An 18,250-nucleotide genomic window follows, 5' to 3' on the forward strand; every position below is an offset into this window, starting at 1 on the left:
CCGCAGCAAAGCTTCGTGAAGCGACGATGATGGCGCCTTTCGTGCCTTGCCTTTGCCGCGTTCAACTGGCAGTGCACCGGCGAACGCAAGGTTCGCTCTCATCCCCGCAAGAAGGCAGTTCCCATGAAGGTGTCTCGTCTCGGCATGGTTTCGCTCGGCCTCGTGCTGCTCGCGACGCCGGTCTTCGCGCAGGCGGACAAGGTCGTCGCCAAGGTCGACGGTATCGCCATCACCGAGCGCGAGATCGGACTCGCCACCGAGGATCTGGGCGAGCGCCTCGCGCAGCTCCCCGAGGAGCGCAAGCGCGACGAGGTCATCAACTATCTCGTCGATCTGAAGCTCGGCGCCCGCGCCGCGATCGCGGCCAAGACGGCCGAAGGGCCGGATTTCGCCGCCCGCCTCGCCTATTTCCGCGAGAAGGTGCTGCTCGACCAGTACCTGACCGCCGAGGGCAAGAAGGCCGCGACGCCGGAGGCGGCCAAGAAGCTCTATGACGAGACCACCAAGGCGATGGCTCCCGAAGAGGAGATCAATGCCCGCCATATCCTCGTCGAGGACGAGGCCCAGGCGAAGGCGGTGGCCGAGCGGCTGAAGAAGGGCGAGGATTTCGCCAAGGTCGCCGCCGAGCTCTCCAAGGATCCGGGCTCCGGCAAGGAGGGCGGTTCCCTCGGTTGGTTCACCAAGGACCGGATGGTGCCGGAATTCGCCGAGGCCGCCTTCAAGCTGAACAAGGGTCAGGTCTCGGAGCCGGTGAAGAGCCAGTTCGGCTGGCACGTCATCAAGCTCGAGGACAAGCGGACCAAGCCGCTGCCCGATTTCGCGATGGTGAAGCCGCAGATCGACCAGTATCTCGAGCGCAAGGCGCAGCAGGACATCATCCTGGCGCTGCGCGAGAAGGCCAAGGTCGAGCGTCTCGACCAGCCGGCCGCCCCCGCGACCCCGACGCCGGCCGAGCCGAAGAAGCCCTGAGGCCGGCTTCGGCCTTCTGATCGAGACCAATCAGGCCCGCGCCGCCGCGCGGGCCTTTTTCATGGCCTGGGGCACGCTCAGACCAGATCGTCGAGCTTCACGCGCAGCGCCCCGGCGATCTTCTTCATCGTCTGCAGCGTGCCCTCGCGCTTCCCGGTCTCGATCTGCGAGAGATAGGGCTGGGCGATGCCCGCCATCTCCGCCAGCGCGCTGACGGTCAGCCCGCGATGCTCTCGCCAGACCCGCACGAGGTTCTCGCCCGCGAGAATGCGATCGACCATGGCGGAGGGGACGAACTCCTCCTCGCCCGCGGCGAGACGGCGTTTGGCCTCGTCATAGGCCAGCACATCCTCGGCCATTTCGGCAGCGTCGCGCAGCCGCTCGAACGTCGCTTCCGGAACCACGATCATCCGCTCTCCGCCGGGTCGGACGATGACCTCGAATCCCTCATCCATATGCTGTCCTCCTCAGTCGTAGATGCGGCTTCGATGGCCGATATCGAGGATGTCGAGGACGGCGCCGTCCTCATCGAAGATGACGCGATAATCGCCGATCCGCAGGCGATAGCCGTCACGCCCCTGAAGCTTTCGGACATTCGTAGCCAGACTCGCGGGAGCCTCCGCATATTGTTCGATCTTGCCTCGGATGCGCGCCGCCGTCCCGATCGGTAGGGCGCGCAAGGCCCTCAATGCCTTCGTCTGGTAGACGATCCGCCGCATGTCGGAAACTATAGCATATCGCTATGGACAAGGAAACAGGTTGTGGGCCGACCTTGCCTTCGCGGCGCCCCTGCGGCACACGGGCCTCCCGCACAGGAGACGCCACCATGGCCGGCAAGGATGTTCCCGTTTCCCCGCTCGCGCCGAAGCGCCAGCCCAAGGTTCCGCCGGTCCCGGGCGTGCGCTTCGCCACCGCTGAAGCCGGCATCAAGTACAAGGGCCGCACCGATGTCTGGCTCGCCCTGCTCGACGAGGGCACGCAGGTCGCCGGCGTCTTCACCCGCTCGAAATGCCCCTCCGCGCCGGTCGACTGGTGCCGCGAGAACCTGAAGCAGGGCTCGGCGCGGGCGATTGTCGTCAACTCCGGCAATGCCAACGCCTTTACCGGCCTCAAAGGCCGCGATTCCGTGGCGCTGACGGCGAAGATCGCGGCCAAGGCCGCGGGCTGCAAGCCGCAAGAGGTCTTCATCGCCTCGACCGGCGTGATCGGCGAGCCCCTCGACGCCAGCAAGTTCGAGGGCGTGCTGGAAGCTTGCGCCAAGCGCGTCGCGGACGGCCCCTGGATCGACGCGGCCAAGGCGATCATGACGACCGACACCTTCCCCAAGGCGCTCTCGCGCAAGGCGAAGATCGACGGCCATGAGGTCGTTCTCGCCGGCATCGCCAAGGGCGCCGGCATGATCGCGCCCGACATGGCGACGATGCTCTCCTTCGTCTTCACGGATGCGCCGATCGCCGCGCCCGTGCTGCAGGCGCTGCTCTCCAAGGGGGTGAAGGGCTCCTTCAACGCCGTCACCGTCGACAGCGACACCTCGACCTCGGACACGCTGATGCTGTTCGCCACGGGCAAGGCGGCGGCGCGCGGCGTTCCCGCGATCACCGAGATCGGCGATGCCCGGTTGTCCGGCTTCAAGCGCGCGCTGAATTCGCTGCTGCTCGAACTCGCCCATCTCGTCTGCAAGGACGGCGAGGGCGCGCGCAAATTCGTCGAGGTGCGCGTCGCGGGCGCGGCCTCCTCGCGCTCGGCCAAGCGGGTCGCGCTCTCGATCGCCAATTCGCCGCTGGTCAAGACCGCGATCGCTGGCGAGGACGCCAATTGGGGCCGCGTCGTCATGGCCGTCGGCAAGGCTGGCGAACCGGCCGACCGCGACCGGCTCGACATCTCCTTCGGCGAGATCAAGGTCGCGCAGCAGGGGGCCCGCGCGCCGTCCTATGACGAGGCCGCCGTCTCCGCCTATATGAAGGGCGAGCACATCGTCATTACCGCCGATCTCGGCCTCGGTCGCGGCAAGGCCACGGTCTGGACCTGCGACCTGACCAAGGCCTATGTCGAGATCAACGGCGACTACCGGTCCTGAATGATCGAGCAGGCCCGCCCCAGCCCCAGCCGTGCCTTCGTCCTCGGGCATCTGCTGGTCTGCTCCTGCTTCTGGGGCTCGAGCTTCCTGTTCATCAAGCTGACGGGCGGCGCGATCTCGCCGCTCGCGCTCGCCGCGGGGCGCGGGCTGATCGGGGCGGCGGCGCTCGCCGCCTATGTCGCCTGGCTCGGCCAGAGCCCGATCCCGCGGCGCGACGAAATCCGGCACTGGCTGGTGCTCGGCACGACCAATGGCTGGGTGCCGAACGTCCTCGTCGCCTATGCGCTAGTGCAACTCGCCAGCGGCCCGGCCGCGATGATCCAGGCCGGCGGGCCGCTGGTGACGGCGATCTTCGCGCATTTCCTCTTCGCCGAGGAGCGGATGGGCCTGCGACGGCTGGCCGGCATCGGGCTCGGCATGGCCGGGGTCGCGCTGCTGATCGGCCCGCGCCTGATCGAGGGCGGCGGCACGGCGCTCGGCGTGCTCGCCATGGTCGGCGTCATGCTGGGCTACAGCATCGGCAATCTCTATGCCCGCGCCATCCCCGCCTCGGCCGGCGATCCGGCGCGGCTGGCGCTCGGGCAGCAGGTCGTCTCCGGACTCGTCGCGCTCGTGCTGACGCTGGTCTTCGCCGGTCCTGCCACCTTCGCCCCGATGGCCGATCATGTCCCGGCCATGCTGGCGCTCGGCCTGCTCGCCACGGCTGTGCCGATGGCGGTGTTCATGCGGCTGATCCGCGCCGCCGGGCCGACGCGGGCGGCGATGACGGGCTATCTCGTGCCGACGGTGGCGACGATCCTCGGCATCGTCGTGCTCGGGGAAACGCTGGAGTTGCGGCAGATCCTCGGCGGTTGCATCATCCTCGCCGGCGTCTTCCTGGTGACGACGTCGCAGCGTGCGGCCAAGTCTGCCTGAGGGGGCGAGCGGCATGAGGATCGGGCTGGGGATCGTTCTCGCCTTGGCGTTGTCGGGGTGCGTCGAGCGCAAGCCCGCGACCGTCGCCTTCTCCGTCGAGGAGGCGGCCTTCATCAGGAAGACCGGCACGACCGTCATCACCGGCCATGCCTTCCGCACCAAGCCGAGCGGCGTCGTCGTCAATGCGGCCGGGCAGCTGGTCCGCCTCGTCCCGGCCACGGCCTATGCCCGCGAGCGCTTCGCCAATTTCTACGGCACGCGCAAATTCGTGCCCCATCGCGACTATCCCCGCGACGACAACCCCGACCCCGCCTATGGCGACTACACCCGCACCACCAAGGCCGAGGCGAACGGGCGCTTCGTCTTCGAGAAGGTCGCGCCGGGCGACTATTTCGTGACGACGCAGGTGATCTGGGGCGACGAGGATGCGCTCTCGCGCGAGGGCGGCTCGGTCTATGACAGTGTCACCGTGACGGGTAAGGAGACGCAACCCCTGCACCTCATCCTCTCCGGCTACTGAGTCCCTCCGTGAAGCTTCTCCTCGTCGTCGCCTGCGCCCTGATCGATTCCGACAACCGCGTGCTGGTGGCCCAGCGGCCCGAGGGCAAGGCGCTGGCCGGGATGTGGGAGTTTCCGGGCGGCAAGCTGGAGCCGGGCGAGCGGCCCGAGCCGGCTCTGATCCGCGAGTTGTCCGAGGAGCTCGGCATCACGATCAAGGAGGAGTGCCTGGCGCCGCTGACCTTCGCCAGCTTCGCCTATCCCGAGTTCCACCTGCTGATGCCGCTCTATATCTGCCGTCGCTGGGAGGGGCAGGTCGCCTCGCGCGAGGCGCAGGCGCTGAAATGGGTCCGTCCGGCCAAGCTGCGGGAGCTGGCCATGCCGCCCGCCGACGAGCCGCTGATCCCGCATCTGATCGATCTGCTGGGGGCGTGAGCGGGCCTCAATAGCGTTCAGGCAGGCCGAGTTTCGCCCATTGGCTGCGGGGCACGGGATCGCCGACGCGAAACGCGAAGGCGACGACCGCCGCCTGATCGGGGCTGAGTTCGCAGCGGAAGTTCAGATCGTACCAGCGGCGCTTGCTGCGGAAGGCCGCGCCATCGGCGATGAGGGCGCGGCCAACCAGCTTCGTCGCTCCCTTTGCATAGGCCGTCACCCGGTCCGGCTCGAAATCGCTCTTCCAGGCATGGATCTGGCTCATCGCCTCCAGACCGCAGAGCTGCTCGGCGCGCTCGTCGGCCGCCAGAAGCGGCAGCGTTTCCCGCGCCTGACGGCTCAGGGGATGGGCGAGCGCCTCCGCCGCCATCATCCGGCTCGCCTTGACCATGCCGCCCGGCTCGGTGGGTGGCGCCGCTTCGATGGCCTCAGGCTGGGAGGGCGGCCCGCTTCGCGGCGCCGCGGCGGGGCCTTGCCGCGTCGTCGCAGCAAACTCGCTCGGCGTCAGCAATTCGACATCGACGCGGGTCTCGGCCTGAGGCGCCACCTCGAGCAACGGCCGGATCGACAGCGACCCGAGCGCCGCCAGGAGCAGGAGATGGAACAGGGTCGCGCCGGCCAAGGCGGGACGGTATGTCCCGATGCGCGCGCCCAACGCTCGCATTCACCACACCGGCAGGGTGAGGGCGGCCACCTTCGCGAGATCATGCGTGGACACCGGACGGCTCCGTCTTGCTTGCCGTTCGGCCAGCCGAAAGGCGCTGCAGAAATGGACGAATTTGCGGCGGGCGTGTCGGAACGGTGGCTTCTCCGTCGTTGCGAGCGCAGCGAAGCAATCCAGACGGGTTCGCTCGACGGCCCCTGTATTGCTTCGCTGCGCTCGCAATGACGGTCAGGCATCGTCGGGCGCTGGGACGGCCACGTCTCTCGCCAGCTGAAACCGCTCGAAGCGGTCCAGCTCGGTCTCGATCAGCGCCTTGCGCTCAGGGCTTTCCTGCCCTTCCAGCCAGGTCCATTGCTGGATCAGCAGCCGCCCCGCCTGGCGGTCGGTCTTGAGGTCGAGCACCGCCACGACCCTGTCGCCGATCAGCACGGGCAAGCCGAAATAGCCGAAGACGCGCTTCTCCTTCGGCAGATAGGCCTCGAAAGCATGGGCATAGCCGAAGAACAGCTTCAGCCGTTTGCGCTGGATGATCAGCGGGTCGAAGGGCGAGAGGATGTGGACGAGGTCGGGCTGCGGCGCCGCCGGTTCCTCCCCCTCGCGCGCCATCCAGTGCGGCACGGTCGAGTCTTCGATTTCGACCGGCATCAGCTCGCGGTGCTTCACGCGGGCCTCGATCAGCTCCGCCACCGCTGCCTTGGCGGGCGCATCGAGATGGCAGATCGAATCGAGGCTGACGACGCCTTGCGCGCGCAGCGCCCGGTCGAGCCTGTAGGCGGTGACCTGCCGTTCCGAGGCCAGCGTCGGGCGCCTGTCCCAGCCAAAATGCCGGTCTGTTAGCTCATAGGTCTTGAGCATGCCGGCGCGGGCCGAAATCACCAGGTCGCCATCGTAGAAGGCGCGCTCCAACAGCCCCTTGGAGGGCTTCTTGCTGGCCCAGAGATGCGCCTTCTCGACCAGCACATCGTTGTCGATGTCGCGGATGGTGAGCGGCCCGTCCTTTCGGATGCGGGCGAGCAGCCGGCGCGCTTCGACGCGCCCGCCGATGGCCGACCAGCGCCGCGGCTCGGCGCGATGCGCCTTCATCGCCCCGAGAAAGAAGCGGATGTCGCGCACCGGCACATAGGAGAGCGCGTGGGTCCAGTATTCGAAGACGCTTCTGTCGAGCGACTGGGCCTGCGCCAGATGCCCCCGCTCATAGGCGGGGATGCGGCTGAACAGGATGTGGTGGTGGCAGCGCTCGATGACGTTGATCGTGTCGATCTGGACATAGCCCAGATGCTCGACCGCCGCCTTCGTGGCCTGCGCCCCCGCACCGAAGGGCTGGCTGCTGTCGAGCCGCTGCGCCCGCAGCCAGAGGCGTCGCGCCTCTTCGCGCGAGAGGGTGATCGTCCTGGGCGGGCGGGGCGGCATAGGCGGGGTCCGGGGCTGCGAAGAAGGCTGCCGGAGTTTAGGGCGCGGCGTCCAGCCTTGTGTCAGGAGGCGGGGGCTTACGCATCAAGCGCCGCCCGACAACGCCTCCCGCAGCGCCTCGGGCGTCACCTCCGCCATCGCCATCGCCAGCTTGAAGGCTTTCGTCTTCTCGCCCGGGTTCATCACCAGGATCACCGTCTCGGTGCCGGGGCAGGCGGGGTCGGCGCAGAGGATCTCGTTGACCGCGATCGCGGCAGCCTCCGGCAGGTCCGCGATCTCCCGCAGCAGCGCCTTGACGCGGTTGGCCTGTGCCGCCGCTTCGCTCTTGTCGGGGCCACCCTTGCCGAAGAGCCCGAAGCGCATCGTCGCAGCCTAGGCCGTGGGCAGGGTCAGAACGCCGGCCGCGCCGTCTTCCGTGCCGAAGGCGAGGCGTTTGCCGCCCTTGTCCCAGGCGAAGGCGGTGATGCCGCTGCCGCGCAGGGCCGGGCGCACCAGCAGTTCCGAGGCGTCGGTCAGGCGGATCATCAGGATGCAGCCATCGTCATAGCCGACCGCGAGGACCAGCGCCTTGGGGTGGAAGGCGACGCGGGTGACCTTGGCGTGGCGGGCGCCGCATTCGCGCGGCGCCTTGCCCTGCGGGCCGTCGCCCTGGAAGGGCCAGACGATGGCGGCGTCCGCTCCGCTCGAGGCCAGCCAGAGCCCGTCATGCGACCAGGACAGCGAGCGCGGCTTGGCCGGATAGCCGGTCATCCGCATATGGCTCGGCTTCTCGCCCAGGCGCCAGCCATGCAGCGCGTTCTCCTGCATCGAGGAGACGACGAAGCGCCCGTCCGGCGACCAGACGACGTCGAGATGCGAGCCCTTCCAGTCGAGGAACTCAGGCTTGGTCTGCGTCGCCGGATACCAGAGCGAGACGCCGTTCATCTGGCCGATGGCGAGGCGATAGCCCTTGGGCGCGAAGACCAGCCCCTGCGGGGTCGAAGCCAGGTCGAGCGAGGTGACGCGGCCCTTGTCGTCGCGGGCATGGACAGTGCGGCCGGTATTCCAGGCGAGGCTGCCGGAGGGTGAGAGCGTCACCGCATCGATCCAGCGCCGCTTCTCGTCGCGGGCGAGCTCGGCAGGGCCTCCGTCCGCCGTCAGCGCGACCACCCGTCCGTCATCGCCGCCCGTGATCAGCCGCTGGCCGTCGCCACAGGCGCAGAGGATGCCGCCGGCATGGGCCTCGACATTTTCGCTCACGCCGTCCGTCCAGCGCAGCACGCGGCCATCGGCGAGGGCGAGGGCGAGCGTCGATCCCAGCCAATGGGCGCCGACGACATGCGCTCCGGCCTCGACGGGGACGACATGCTCGCGCAGCGAGACGGGGGCGGTGGTCGTGTTCATGGCTGAGGCTTTAGAACGTTTTCGACGTGGCTTGAACCGTCATTGCGAGCGGAGCGAAGCAATCCAGGAGGCGTAGCGCACGCGGCTCTGGATTGCTTCGTCGCTGCGCTCCTCGCAATGACGGGAGAGCGCTCCGACTGCGGACGGCTCACGCCGCGCAGGCCTCGAAGCCTTTGCGCAGCTCGTTCTCGTTCAGGTCGCGGCCGATGAAGACGAGACGGCTTTCGCGCGTTTCGCCGGCCTTCCAGTCGCGCTGGAGATCGCCGTCCAGGATCATGTGCACGCCCTGGAAGACGAAGCGGCGCGGCTCGCCCTTGAAGGCGAGGATGCCCTTGGAGCGCAGGATATTGGGCCCCTGCGCCTGGCTGACATCGTTGATCCAGGGCATGAACTTCTCGGGATCGACATCGCCGGGGATCGTGAAGGACATCGAGCGGACCTCGTCCGAATGATGGTGGTGATGGCCGGATTCGAGGAAATCCGGCTCGATGTCGAGGATGCGGTCGAGATCGAAGGCGTTGCGGTCGAGCAGCTGGTCGATCGGCAGCGCGCAGCGCTCGGTCTTGTGCAGCTTGGCATAGGGGTTGATGGCGCGGATCGCGGCCTCGACCGAGGCGAGCTCTTCGGGCGTCACGAGATCGGTCTTGTTGAGCACGATCACATCGGCGAAGGCGATCTGGTTCTTGGCCTCCGGCGCGTCCTTGAGCCGCTCCTTGAGCCATTTCGCGTCGGTCACGGTGATCACCGCATCGAGCTTGGTGGCGTCGCCGACATCCTGGTCGACGAAGAAGGTCTGGGCGACGGGGGCAGGATCGGCGAGGCCCGTCGTCTCGACGATGATCGCGTCGAACTTGCCCTTGCGCTTCATCAGCCCGTCGAGAATGCGGATCAGGTCGCCGCGCACGGTGCAGCAGATGCAGCCGTTGTTCATCTCGAAGACTTCCTCGTCGGCGCCGACGACGAGGTCGCCATCGATGCCGGCCTCGCCGAACTCGTTGACGATGACGGCGAATTTCTTGCCGTGGTCCTCGGTGAGGATGCGGTTCAGAAGCGTGGTCTTGCCGGCGCCCAGATAGCCGGTGAGCACCGTGACGGGAATTTTCTCGGACATGGTCGATCCTGCTTCAACGAGGCGGTCCAGTGACACCGTCGGATCCGACATCCTCGCGGGTCATCCCGGCCGAAGCGAAGCGGAGAGCCGGGATCCATTCCCGAACGGGTCAGGAATGGATCCCGGCTCGGCGCCGCTGCGCGGCTTGTCCGGGATGACGTCGCGGTCGGGGTCCAGATGCCTCTCAGGCCGGGCCGGCGGCGAGCGCCTTTTCGATCTGGCTTATATTGTGTTTCATCATCGCGATGTAAGTCCCGGCCGGACCGGCCGCATCCGACAGCGCGTCGGAGAAGATCTGGCCGCCGACCCTGGCGCCGCTCTCCTTGGCGATCCGCTCGACGAGGCGTGGATTGGTGACGTTTTCGAGGAAGACGGCCGGGATCTTCTCCGCCTTGATCTGCCGGATGATGCGGCCGACATCCTTGGCCGAGGCCTCGGCCTCGGTCGAGACGCCCTGCGGCGCGATGAACTCGATGCCGTAAGCCTTCACGAAATAGCCGAAGGCGTCGTGCGAGGTGATCGCCTTGCGGCGATCGGCCGGAATGCGTGCGATCGCCGCCTTGACCTCGGCCTCGACCGCATCGAGCTGGGCGAGATAGCGCGTCGCATTGGCCTCGTAGTTCGCCTGGCCGGCCGGATCGGCCTTCACCAGGGCATCGCGGATGTTGGCGACGTAGATCTTGGCGTTGGCGACGCTCTGCCAGGCGTGCGGATCGTCCTGGCCGGCATGGTTGTGGCCGTGCTTGTCCTTCTTGCCGTGGTCGTGATCGTCGGCTTCGTTCTGCAGCGGCGTGATGCCGGTGGTCGCGGTCGCGATCGTCGCCTTGGTGCCGGACGACTTGATCAGCCGGGTGATCCAGCCCTCGAATTTCAGCCCGTTGACGACGACGAGCTTGGCCCCGGCCATCGCCTTCGCATCGGCCGGCGTCGGCGAATAGACATGGGCGTCGCCATTGGGGCCGACGAGCGTGGTCAGTGCGATGCGATCGCCGCCGACCTCCTTCACGAAGTCGCCCAGGATCGAGAAGCTCGCGACGACGGGCAGCTTCTCCTGGGCGGTGGCGGCCAGCGACGCCTGGGCGAGGATGAGCCCGGCGGCGAAGGCGCCGAGCAGGGCGCGACGGTTCGGCATGAGTGCCTCCAGTGAATGATGCAACACTATAACATCACTACGCCTGAAGGTGCCGGCGCGGCAAGAGCCGACGGGCGAGCCCGCCCTGCGTGCCGAGCAGGAGCGAGCCGAGATAGAGCGCGCCCGCCGCGAGGATGATTGCCGGCCCTGCCGGCAGATTGCTGCCCGCCGAGTAGGACAGCACCAGCCCGGCATAGCCCGCGACCATGCCGAAGCCGCTGGCGAGCAGGATCAGCCGCGTGATGTCGGCGGTCCAGAACCGGGCGGCCGCCGCGGGCAGCATCATCAGCCCGACCGCCAGCAATGTGCCCAGCGCATGGAAGCCGGCCACCAGATTGAGCACGACGAGGCCGAGGAAGGTGAGATGGACGAGGCCGCCGGAGCGGCTGACCGAGCGCAGGAAGCCGGGATCGACGCATTCCATCACCAGCGGGCGATAGAGCGCCGCGAGAGTCATCAGGGAGACCGTCGCCACCCCCGAAAGCAGGATCAGCACGTCGTCGTCGAGCGCCAGCACATTGCCGAAGAGGACATGGAAGAGGTCGACCGCCGAGCCGCGCAGAGAGACGATTGTGACGCCGAGCGCCAGCGAGATCAGGTAGAAGGCGGCGAGCGAGGCGTCCTCCTTGATCACCGTGACGCGGGCTACGGCTCCCGCCGCGAGCGCCACCGCAAAGCCGGCCGCGAGCCCGCCCAGCGTCATCGCCGGCAGCGAGAAGCCGGCGACGAGATAGCCGATCGCGGCACCGGGCAGGATGGCATGGGCCATGGCGTCGCCGGTCAGGCTCATCCGGCGCAGCATCAGGAAGACCCCGATGGCACCGCCCGAGACCGACAGTGCGACGACGCCGACCAGCGCCCGGCGCATGAAGTCGAATTCGGCGAAGGGGCCGATGAAGAGGTCGTAGAGCATGCAAACCTGTGGTCCGTTCAAGCGCGCCGTCGTCCCGGGCGGAGCGAAGCGCAGACCCGGGACCCATTCCGGAGCGCATGCCGGAGAGGTTCCGGAATGGATCCCGGGTCTCCCTTCGGCCGCCCGGGATGACCCGGCAGGGAATCTCTCAGAAGTGACGGACGTGAACCGGGCTCACGCCGCGTCGCGCTCGCACGGTTCCGCGTGGCTGTCGAAGGCCTCGACCATGCGGCGCGCCTTCAGCAGGTTGGCGGCGGTCAGAACCTCGGCGGTTGCGCCCCAGGCGACGCTCTCCCGCGCCAGCAGCAGCGTTTGCGGAAAGGCGCGGCGCACCGTCTCGATGTCGTGGAGGACCGCGACGACGGTCCGGCTTTCGCCATGCCAGCGCTGCACCAGCGCCAGCAGATCGGCGGTGGTGCGGGCGTCGATGGCGGTGAAGGGCTCGTCGAGCAGAATGATGTCGGCGTCCTGCAGCAGCAGCCGCGCGAAGAGGGCGCGCTGCATCTGGCCGCCGGAAAGCGCACCGATCGGCCGGCGCTCGAAGCCGGCGAGCCCGACGGCGGCGATCGCCGCCTCGATCTTGGCGGCGGCTCCGCCCCCGATGCGTCCGAAGATGCCGGCCCGGTTCCACAGCCCCATCGCGACGAGATCGTAGACATGGATCGGGAAGGAGCGGTCGAGCTCCGCCTGCTGCGGCAGATAGGCCAGGCGCCGGCCGCGAGCCAGGGCGATGTCGCCGCCCAGCGGAGATAACGCCCCGGCAATGCCCTTGAGCAGGGTCGACTTGCCGGCACCGTTGGGGCCGACGATGGCCGTCAGGCTGCCCGTGGCGATCTCGCCCGAGAGATGATGCACGGCCGGATGCCGGTCATAGCCCAGCGTCAGATCGGTCAGGCGGATGGCAGACATGGCGGCGGTTCCCCGCGTCACGCGATCACCGCGAAGGTCGCGATCCACAATAGGGCGACGACGCCGGCCGCCAGACCCATGCGCCCCAGCGCCGAGAGTCGCAGCAGCGACCAGCCCGGAGCCTGCGGGACGGCGTGGGTAACAGGATGGGCGTGCCGGTCAGCCATGTGCGATGATATACTGTTACAACACAGCAGAGGCAAGGTTGGTCGTCGGCCCGGCCGATCGCAGGCGGTCTCAGCGGCTGCCGCCTCAGAACGGCAGATACTGATACAGCCAGGTCTCGGTGAGCACCTTGTCGCCGGCCTTCAGGAAGCAGCGCATTTCGACCGGGTCCTGGCCTTCGACCGTCAGGTCGAACTGGGCGCGCCAGTGGCCGGGGACATCATTGGGCACGGCCTCGGCGAAGATGTAGGAATAGCTGCCGCGCGAGGCCGAGAGCACGACCTCGGGCTTCACGCCGAAGGGGATGGCCTCCAGCGCCGGCCCCTTGAACTCGACCATGAACTTGCGCACGCCCTTCGGGCGGGTCGTGCCGGGCTGGCCGCCATTGCCGAGCCGCGTGGCGACGACGCGACCGAGATCGCCCTGGAAGGGTTCGTCGGCGAGCCAGTGCAGCTTGTAGCGCAACGCGTAGGTGGCGCCCGCCTTGGCGGGACCGGCCGGCACCCACATGGCGACGATGTTGTCGTGGATCTCGTCGTCGGTCGGGATCTCGATGAGCTGGACCGCGCCCTTGCCCCAGTTCCCTTGCGTCTCGACCCAGAGGCTCGGACGGCGCTCGTAGAAGACGCCGTCGAGATAATGCCCGACCTCGCGGTCGCGCTGCACCAGCCCGAAGCCGCGCGGGTTGTCGTCCATGAAGGACGAGGCCATCGTGCGCGGCGGGTTGTTCAGCGGGCGCAGCGCCCGCTCGCCTGCGCCGGTCCAGAGCGCGAGGCCGTCGGAATCATGGACCTCCGGGCGCCAGTCGACGGCGGTCGTCTTGGCCTTCTCGGAGTACCAGTACATCGAGGTCAGCGGCGCGATGCCGAGCCGCTCGACATCCTTGCGCAGATGGATCTCGCTCTCGATCTCCATCGTCACGCCCTTGCCGCGATGCATCCGGAAGCGATAGGCGCCCGCCACACTGGGGCCGGACAGCAGGGCATAGACGACGACGAATTCGGCGCCAGGCTGCGGCGTCTCAAGCCAGATATGGGTGAAGTCGGGGAATTCCTCGGCCTTGCCCGCCACGGCGGGGTCGATGGCGAGGCCCCGCGCCGACAGGCCGTACTGGTAGAGCTCGCCGATGGCGCGGAAATAGGAGGCGCCGAGAAAGGCGACCCAGTCGTTCTTCTGCCACTCCAGCTTCTCGCCCTTGCGGCCGGGATGACCGGTGCGGCTCTCCTGGAAGCGGAAGCCGGCAAAGCCCGCCCCGCGCGGCAGTTCGCGCGCCGGCGAATCCGCCGGCATCTCGAAATAGCTCTCGTCATAGACGATCTCGCGGGCGCGGCCGCCCTCGACGACATGCATCCGGACCGGCTTCTGGAAGTAGCGGCCGAGATGGAAGAAGGTCACCGGCCAGGCGGAGGGACCGTTCGCCCAGAGGGCCATCTCCGGCTTGAAGCGGATCTTGCCATGGGCGTCGTAGTCGATCCGTTCCAGCACGTCGGGCCGCGGGCTCGGCGGCGCCTGATAAGGCTTCGCCGCCATCTCGCGGGCGCGCTGTTTGAGCGCGTCGAAGCCGAAGCTTTCCGCCTCGCCCAGCCGCAGCCCCTGCTGGGCCAACGCTTCCGGCGCAAAGCCGAGCGCGGCGAGTGCCGCGGTCGCACTGGCTCCGGCCAACAGCATGCGGCGGTCGGGGCGGGGCGGGCGGGCGCTCTCGGGCATGGCGGGTGGGCTCGCAGGGCTGGAGGAACGATGGATGCAGGTGGGGCTAACCGGTCCCGGCCGCAAGGGCAACCGCGGCCTGTGGCCCTTTGCGAATGCCGGCCAATCATGGCGAAAACATCGCCCATCGACGGCAAAGAGCCGTTGGGCAAAGCGTCCCGCCTTTCAATTTGCCGTGCGGCTGATCTACAAGAGGACGAGACCGGCATCCGGCCGGCAATCGATCGGGAGGTTAGTATGCAACGGATCATGTCCCGCCGGCGACTCGCTGGCCTTGCCACCGCCGCCCTCATTGCGCTCGCGCCCGCCGGTGCGCGCGCCCAGGACTTTATCAACGTCCTGACCGGTGGCACCTCGGGCGTCTATTACCCGCTCGGCGTCGCGCTCTCGAAGATCTATGGCGACAAGATCAAGAATGTCCGCCCGACCGTTCAGGCCACCAAGGCCTCGGTCGAGAATCTGCAGCTGCTGCAACAGGCAAAGGGCGAAATCGCCTTCACGCTCGGCGACTCGCTCGCCGCCGCCTGGAAGGGCGACGAGGAGGCGGGCTTCAAGTCCCCGCTCAAGAAGCTGCGCGGCGTCACCGCGATCTATCCGAACTATGTCCAGATCGTCGCCTCCAAGGACAGTGGCATCAAGACCCTCGCCGATCTGAAGGGCAAGCGCCTCTCGGTCGGCGCGCCGAAATCCGGCACCGAACTCAACGCCCGCGCGATCCTCGCCGCGGCCGGCATGAGCTACAAGGACCTCGCCAAGGTCGAATATCTGCCCTTCGCCGAGTCCGTCGAGCTGATGAAGAACCGCCAGCTCGACGCCACGCTGCAGTCGGCCGGGCTCGGTGTCGCCTCGCTGCGCGACCTCGCCACCTCGGTCGAAATCACGGTGGTCGAGGTTCCGGCCGCTGTGGTCGACAAGGCCGGTGCGCCTTTCGTCAAGGCGAATATTCCGGCCAACACCTATACCGGCCAGACAGCCGCCGTGCCCGCCGCGGCGGTGATGAACTACCTCGTGACCCATGAGGGCATGAAGGAAGAGACCGTCTACGAGATGACCAAGGCGATCTACGAGAACCTTGGCGATCTCGGGGCCGCCCATGCCGCCGCGCGCTCGATCAAGCTCGAGGGTGCGCTCGAGGGCATGCCGATCCCGCTGCATCCGGGTGCGGCGCGCTACTTCAAGGAAAAGGGCCTGAAGGTCGGCTCCTGAGCCGCGCCTGCAGTCGAATAATGGGCGGGGCCGGCATGTCTGGCCCCGCCTTTTCTCTGAGCGGATGACGACGATGAGCAAAGACGAGACGCAGCCTCTGGCCGTGCCGGATATCGGCGGCATCCATGCACAGACGCCGGCCGTGCCGGTCGATCCCGAACATGGTCTGCCGCCCGGCTTCGGCCCCGGCTGGCAGGGGCGCCTGCTGTTCTGGATCGCCGTCGCCTTCTCGCTGTTCCAGATCGCCACGGCCTTCAACGTCCCGCTCGATCATCGCCTCGCAGGGGTGAGCCTGGTCGATGTGCTGCGCCTCACCATGGCAGCCTGGCTGGTCGCGATCCTGATCCAGGCCGTCCGGTCACGGCCCTGGCTGGACATGCTGCTGGCCTTCCTGCCGATGCTGGTCGTCGTCGAGCTGCTGGCCCGCTTCGGCGGCTCGCTGCCGAACCAGATCCTCCGGGCGCTGCATGTCGGCTTTCTCTGCCTCGTCGCGGGCGGCCTGCTCGCCCAGCACAAGAGCCATGGCCGGCTTGCCGTTCTCTCGGCCTGGGCGCTGGCCGGCATCGGCTTCGCCATCGGCCTCTATCACTGGGTGCTCTACGAGGAGCTGGTGGCGCGCGCGGGTGAGGTCACGCCTGCCGATCTCGTCGTCGGCATCGCGGCCATCGCCGTTCTCTTCGTCATCTGCTGGCGCTTCATGGGACCGGCCCTGCCGATCGTCTCCGGCCTCTTCCTCGCCTATTGCCTGTTCGGCCAATGGCTGCCCGCGCCGCTCAACCACCGCGGCTATTCGCTGGAGCAGGTGATCGAGCACATGTCCTTCGGCACGGAGGGTATCTACGCCACGCCGACGGGTGTCTCCGCCACCTTCATCTTCCTGTTCATCCTGTTCGGCTCCTTCCTGGAACGCGCAGGCATGATCCAGCTCTTCACCGATATCGCCATGGGGCTGTTCGGCAGCGCCCGCGGCGGTCCGGCCAAGGTCGCGGTGTTCTCCTCGGGCCTGATGGGCACGATCTCGGGCTCCGGCGTCGCCAATGTCGTCTCGACGGGCCAGTTCACGATTCCGCTGATGAAGCGCTTCGGCTACCGCCCTGCCTTCGCCGGCGGCGTCGAGGCCACAGCCTCGATGGGCGGCCAGATCATGCCGCCGGTGATGGGGGCGGTCGCCTTCATCATGGCCGAGACCATCGATGTGCCCTATGCCGACATCGTCCAGGCCGCGATCGTGCCCGCGATCCTCTACTATACGGCCGCCTTCCTCGCCGTGCATCTCGAGGCCGGCAAGCGCGGCCTCGTCGGCCTGCCGCGGGAGGAGCTTCCCAGTGCCGGCAAGGCGCTGGCGACGAAATGGTATCTGATCGCCCCGCTGGCGGTGCTGGTCTATCTGCTGTTCTCCGGCTACACGCCGCTCTTCTCGGGTTCGGTCGGGCTCGCGCTGACCGTGGTGCTGATCCTCGGCGGCTCGCTCGCGCTGGGGATCGGCTCGATCGCGCTGCGCGTGCTGTTTTGGGTCGGCCTCGGGCTGCTCTGCGCCTTCTTCTTCTGGTACGGCATCCTGGTGATGGTCGGGGTCGTGCTGCTGCTCGTCCTGGCCAGCCTCGCCACCCGCGGCGGCGCGGAGACGGTCGCGGCCTGCCGCGAGGCGCTGGCCGACGGCGCGCGCCAGGCCATCCCCGTCGGCATCGCCTGCGCGGTGGTCGGTCTGGTGATCGGCACGATGACGCTGACCGGCGTCGGCACGATCTTCGGCAATGCCGTGGTGGCGGTCGGCGAGAAATCGCTGTTCCTGGCGCTTGTGCTGACCATGGTCGTCAGCCTGATCCTCGGCATGGGCATCCCGACGATCCCGAACTACATCATCACCTCGTCGATCGCCGCGCCGATCCTGCTGAAGCTCGGCGTGCCGCTGATCGTCAGCCACATGTTCGTGTTCTATTTCGGCATCATGGCGGATCTGACGCCGCCGGTGGCGCTCGCGGCCTTCGCGGCCGCGCCGATCGCCAAGGAATCGGGGTTCAAGATCTCGTTCCAGGCCGTGAAGATCGCGATGGCGGGCTTCGTCATCCCCTTCATGGCGGTCTATGATCCGGCCCTGATGCTGCAGCCCGTGCAGGGCGTCACCGGCTTTTCCTATGCGCTCGGTGCCGCCTACATCATCGGCAAGGCCTTGCTCGCCGTCACGCTGTGGGGCGCGGCGACGATCGGCTATCTGAAGCGCGACATGGCGCTGTGGGAGCGGGCTCTCGCCGCCGCCGCCGCCGCCGCGCTGGTGCTGGCGCTGCCAGTGACCGACGAGATCGGCTTCGGACTCGCTGCCCTGCTGATCGGCGTGCATCTCTGGCGCGCTCGGACGGCCGAGCGCGCTGCCGCGGCCTGATGACGTCGCGATGAGCCTCTGCCTCGCGGCGGGAGCCGTTGCGGTCTCGCTCGGGACGAGCGAGATCACCCTGTCCTGGCGGCATTCGGTCCAGAAGACGCTGTGGGAGGAGGTCTGGCGCGCCGGTCCCGACGGCGTGACGCTGGTCGAGGCGCGGATCCAGGGCTCGGGCGCCGGGATGGAGGCGCCACCGGACGCGAGGCTGGTCGACGGCTTTTGGCGCTGGACGCCGCAACTGCCGCCACAGCGGGAGGTCGTGATGCGTCGATCCGGCGCGACGGCGGACTGGCAGGTCTGCATCGCGGGACGCTGCCGGGCGATGGCGGAACTCGTGCCGCCCGAGGCGGACCCGGTGAGGCTGACCGCCTGTGGTTGA

The 18,250-nt window shown here is 68.1% G+C and carries 20 protein-coding genes; 8 read left to right on the plus strand and 12 right to left on the minus strand.

Translation table 11 applies throughout. The annotated features are described in order from the left end of the window. The first annotated feature begins 123 nt into the window (after nucleotides 1–123). Complete coding sequence (locus ACFPN9_RS27395) at nucleotides 124–969, plus strand: peptidylprolyl isomerase (protein WP_066723856.1); 846 nt, start codon at nucleotides 124–126, stop codon at nucleotides 967–969. Nucleotides 970–1,046: 77 nt separating this feature from the next. On the opposite strand, the gene ACFPN9_RS27400 is transcribed toward ACFPN9_RS27395, so the two are convergent. Next, nucleotides 1,047–1,424, minus strand: a complete 378-nt coding sequence (locus ACFPN9_RS27400; protein WP_066723853.1) for a helix-turn-helix domain-containing protein — start codon at nucleotides 1,422–1,424, stop codon at nucleotides 1,047–1,049. Between the two features lie 12 nt (nucleotides 1,425–1,436). After that, nucleotides 1,437–1,688: a type II toxin-antitoxin system RelE family toxin gene (locus ACFPN9_RS27405; RefSeq protein WP_066723850.1), complete on the minus strand. Its 252-nt coding sequence runs from the start codon at nucleotides 1,686–1,688 to the stop codon at nucleotides 1,437–1,439. Nucleotides 1,689–1,795: 107 nt separating this feature from the next. Here ACFPN9_RS27405 and argJ point away from each other — a divergent pair, with 107 nt between their 5' ends. Genes argJ through mutT form a run of 4 tightly spaced genes read left to right on the plus strand, consistent with a single transcriptional unit; the run spans nucleotide 1,796 to nucleotide 4,894 of the window. Beyond that, the gene (argJ, locus tag ACFPN9_RS27410; protein WP_066723847.1) at nucleotides 1,796–3,046 is read left to right on the plus strand and encodes a bifunctional glutamate N-acetyltransferase/amino-acid acetyltransferase ArgJ; all 1,251 of its coding nucleotides are present in this window, start codon (nucleotides 1,796–1,798) and stop codon (nucleotides 3,044–3,046) included. Continuing rightward, nucleotides 3,047–3,961: a DMT family transporter gene (locus ACFPN9_RS27415; protein ID WP_066723837.1), complete on the plus strand. Its 915-nt coding sequence runs from the start codon at nucleotides 3,047–3,049 to the stop codon at nucleotides 3,959–3,961. Between the two features lie 13 nt (nucleotides 3,962–3,974). Beyond that, complete coding sequence (locus tag ACFPN9_RS27420) at nucleotides 3,975–4,481, plus strand: peptidase associated/transthyretin-like domain-containing protein (protein ID WP_066723834.1); 507 nt, start codon at nucleotides 3,975–3,977, stop codon at nucleotides 4,479–4,481. Then, complete coding sequence (gene mutT / locus ACFPN9_RS27425) at nucleotides 4,478–4,894, plus strand: 8-oxo-dGTP diphosphatase MutT (protein ID WP_066723831.1); 417 nt, start codon at nucleotides 4,478–4,480, stop codon at nucleotides 4,892–4,894. The genes ACFPN9_RS27420 and mutT overlap by 4 nt, the downstream gene beginning before the upstream one ends. A gap of 7 nt (nucleotides 4,895–4,901) precedes the next feature. Here the strand turns inward: mutT and ACFPN9_RS27430 are convergent, their stop codons facing one another. The 10 genes from ACFPN9_RS27430 to ACFPN9_RS27475 form a co-directional block, all read right to left on the minus strand. After that, nucleotides 4,902–5,516 (minus strand): DUF930 domain-containing protein, encoded by a 615-nt coding sequence (locus tag ACFPN9_RS27430; protein WP_245282312.1) that lies wholly within the window; start codon nucleotides 5,514–5,516, stop codon nucleotides 4,902–4,904. Nucleotides 5,517–5,786: 270 nt separating this feature from the next. Beyond that, nucleotides 5,787–6,968 (minus strand): winged helix-turn-helix domain-containing protein, encoded by a 1,182-nt coding sequence (locus tag ACFPN9_RS27435; protein ID WP_377817933.1) that lies wholly within the window; start codon nucleotides 6,966–6,968, stop codon nucleotides 5,787–5,789. 84 nt (nucleotides 6,969–7,052) lie between these two features. Further along, nucleotides 7,053–7,331: a hypothetical protein gene (locus ACFPN9_RS27440; RefSeq protein WP_066723825.1), complete on the minus strand. Its 279-nt coding sequence runs from the start codon at nucleotides 7,329–7,331 to the stop codon at nucleotides 7,053–7,055. 9 nt (nucleotides 7,332–7,340) lie between these two features. Then, on the minus strand, nucleotides 7,341–8,351 hold the full coding sequence (locus ACFPN9_RS27445; RefSeq protein WP_066723822.1) for a WD40 repeat domain-containing protein: 1,011 nt from the start codon (nucleotides 8,349–8,351) through the stop codon (nucleotides 7,341–7,343). 148 nt (nucleotides 8,352–8,499) lie between these two features. Beyond that, nucleotides 8,500–9,462: a CobW family GTP-binding protein gene (locus ACFPN9_RS27450; protein ID WP_066723819.1), complete on the minus strand. Its 963-nt coding sequence runs from the start codon at nucleotides 9,460–9,462 to the stop codon at nucleotides 8,500–8,502. A 184-nt stretch (nucleotides 9,463–9,646) separates the two neighbouring features. Beyond that, complete coding sequence (locus tag ACFPN9_RS27455) at nucleotides 9,647–10,594, minus strand: metal ABC transporter substrate-binding protein (protein ID WP_066723815.1); 948 nt, start codon at nucleotides 10,592–10,594, stop codon at nucleotides 9,647–9,649. A gap of 37 nt (nucleotides 10,595–10,631) precedes the next feature. Then, nucleotides 10,632–11,507, minus strand: a complete 876-nt coding sequence (locus ACFPN9_RS27460; RefSeq protein WP_066723812.1) for a metal ABC transporter permease — start codon at nucleotides 11,505–11,507, stop codon at nucleotides 10,632–10,634. A gap of 174 nt (nucleotides 11,508–11,681) precedes the next feature. Further along, nucleotides 11,682–12,416 (minus strand): zinc ABC transporter ATP-binding protein AztA, encoded by a 735-nt coding sequence (aztA, locus tag ACFPN9_RS27465; protein ID WP_066723810.1) that lies wholly within the window; start codon nucleotides 12,414–12,416, stop codon nucleotides 11,682–11,684. Nucleotides 12,417–12,433: 17 nt separating this feature from the next. Then, complete coding sequence (locus tag ACFPN9_RS27470; protein WP_156446624.1) at nucleotides 12,434–12,583, minus strand: hypothetical protein; 150 nt, start codon at nucleotides 12,581–12,583, stop codon at nucleotides 12,434–12,436. 85 nt (nucleotides 12,584–12,668) lie between these two features. After that, nucleotides 12,669–14,288 carry an OpgD/OpgG family glucan biosynthesis protein gene (locus ACFPN9_RS27475; protein ID WP_068078287.1) on the minus strand — a complete coding sequence of 540 codons (1,620 nt, stop codon included), beginning with the start codon at nucleotides 14,286–14,288 and terminating at the stop codon, nucleotides 12,669–12,671. A gap of 249 nt (nucleotides 14,289–14,537) precedes the next feature. Between ACFPN9_RS27475 and ACFPN9_RS27480 the strand changes: the two genes are divergently transcribed. The 3 genes from ACFPN9_RS27480 (at nucleotide 14,538) to ACFPN9_RS27490 (ending at nucleotide 18,250) form a co-directional block, all read left to right on the plus strand. Next, on the plus strand, nucleotides 14,538–15,494 hold the full coding sequence (locus ACFPN9_RS27480) for a TAXI family TRAP transporter solute-binding subunit (protein WP_082735340.1): 957 nt from the start codon (nucleotides 14,538–14,540) through the stop codon (nucleotides 15,492–15,494). A gap of 73 nt (nucleotides 15,495–15,567) precedes the next feature. Next, nucleotides 15,568–17,874 carry a TRAP transporter permease gene (locus tag ACFPN9_RS27485; RefSeq protein WP_082733313.1) on the plus strand — a complete coding sequence of 769 codons (2,307 nt, stop codon included), beginning with the start codon at nucleotides 15,568–15,570 and terminating at the stop codon, nucleotides 17,872–17,874. A gap of 10 nt (nucleotides 17,875–17,884) precedes the next feature. Further along, entirely contained in the window at nucleotides 17,885–18,250 is a 366-nt protein-coding gene (locus ACFPN9_RS27490) for a DUF1850 domain-containing protein (RefSeq protein WP_066723171.1), read from the plus strand.

The sequence above is a fragment of the Allobosea massiliensis genome (assembly GCF_042655245.1).
In the GTDB taxonomy this organism is placed as follows: domain Bacteria; phylum Pseudomonadota; class Alphaproteobacteria; order Rhizobiales; family Beijerinckiaceae; genus Allobosea; species Allobosea massiliensis.